The sequence below is a fragment of the Psychrobacillus sp. MER TA 171 genome, assembly GCF_023713305.1.
In the GTDB taxonomy this organism is placed as follows: Bacteria; Bacillota; Bacilli; order Bacillales_A; family Planococcaceae; genus Psychrobacillus.
In genome coordinates, this window is sequence record NZ_JAMAWN010000045.1 from 1 (window position 1) to 1,932 (window position 1,932).

A 1,932-nucleotide genomic window follows, 5' to 3' on the forward strand; every position below is an offset into this window, starting at 1 on the left:
ATCTGTTGGATTTCCTATAGGAAGTGGTCGCCTCTTGGCTCCCTCACCCTTTTTATGTTTTACCTGTTTGACCCCTGCTTTACCGAGGGAGCCAAAAAGGAAAAGTCTATTTTTAACATGACTAAATAAAGCTGACAGGTGCTTACCTGCTTATTTGAGTTGCCTAACTTCATATCGTTTGGACGAAGATTGGAGGATGCTCCATTTCAGTACTTCGTCCTTTTTTATTTCAATCTACTTTTCTCTCAGACCGTGCCCATGAGACAATGGAACGGACAAGGTTGACACAGGAAATAGCTTTTCCCCCTTGCGGGCACTTAGTGCACTGCTTAATAAGCCTGCTACCCATCGTTCATTATGGAAGGTCTAACCACTGGCTGCGACGCTGAGGAAGAAGAGAGTGTAGCGCTCATTTTGGTCTTCTTTCACTTTGATTGCTAATAACGAGGCAGACATCGATGATTCTGATGGGCACCCAGGTCTGAGACAATCTTGATTAATCCCACCTTAGGAGGTGATTGGCATGTCACAAATGCTAGTCGGTATCGACGTGAGTTTGCGCTCCCATCATGTCCATTTCATGCATGGAGAGGGACATACGCTCGCTGATTTTTCTGTTTCCAATGATACAGAAGGTGCGAACACCTTAATTCAAAAGCTTTTAGGAACAGCGGAAAAAAATCAGTGCGAACATATTAAAATTGGATTAGAAGCGACAGACCAGTATAGCTGGCACGTTGCTCATTATTTAAAGAATCAATTGCACAATTATGAACCAACGTTTCAAACAGCGGTTTATATGTTAAATGCACGTAAAGTATCTCGCTTTAAAAAGGGGTACGATACGTTACCGAAAAACGATCGAATTGACGCCTGGGTAATTGCGGATCATTTACGCTTTGGACGTCTGCCACATGAAATGCAAGAAACCTTACAATATGAAGCACTTCGTCGTTTAACACGTACCCGATTCCATCTAATGCATGAAGTTGCACGTAATAAAACCTACATGATGAACCAACTGTTTTTAAAGTTTAGTGGCCTACGCCAAGATAACCCGTTCTCGAATACATTCGGTACGACCAGTCTCGCTGTCATTGAAGAGCTAGATCCGGAAACCATTGCCGAGATGCCTTTAGAAGAACTGGTTGAGTTCTTACAGGAGAAAGGCAAAAAACGTTTTGCCGAGCCAGAAGAAATCGCTAAATATCTTCAAAAGCTTGCACGTAATTCCTTTCGATTAGACAAGGCCATGGCTGATCCCGTTAACATCTCACTATCCGTGATTTTAAGTACGATTCGCCATATGGAATCCCAAGTCAAACGTTTGGATAAGGAAATCGAGCGTATGATGAAAGGTTTCACCCAAACATTAACTTCCGTAAAAGGCATTGGACCCGTGTACGCAGCCGGCTTGCTCGCCGAAATTGGAGATATCAAGCGTTTTGATGACCACCACGCATTAGCGAAATATGCTGGACTCGTTTGGACACAGTATCAATCTGGCGAATTTGAAGCCGAAAATACTAGCCGGATGCGAACCGGCAATAAATACCTACGGTATTATCTTGTACAAGCAGCAGATGCGGTACGTAAATATGACACTGAATATAAAGCCTTTTATCAAAAGAAATACCAAGAAGTAACCAAGCACCAACATAAACGCGCTCTCGTCTTAACCGCTAGAAAACTAGTACGCCTCGTGCATTCGCTACTACGCACGAATCAGCTGTACATACCACCAGAAAGGAGAGACTGAGTTAACCAACTCACAACCTTTCACCCGTTAAATAACTTCCATTTTTTTCTTTTTTAAAAGCAGAAAAATGAGAGGTTTATTTGGTATGCGCAAAAAGTGTTCATTTGGAAAGTATCACTTAAGTAATTTCCAATTCATTTCTTTTTTTCGCTTGACATATTACCACTGGGCTT

The 1,932-nt window shown here is 42.2% G+C and carries 1 protein-coding gene; it reads left to right on the forward strand.

Going from position 1 to position 1,932, the window contains the following annotated elements; all coding sequences use genetic code 11:
- Positions 1–523: 523 nt before the first annotated feature.
- Positions 524–1,759, forward strand: a complete 1,236-nt coding sequence (locus M3627_RS20290) for an IS110 family RNA-guided transposase (protein WP_251557253.1) — start codon at positions 524–526, stop codon at positions 1,757–1,759.
- Positions 1,760–1,932 lie beyond the last annotated feature (173 nt).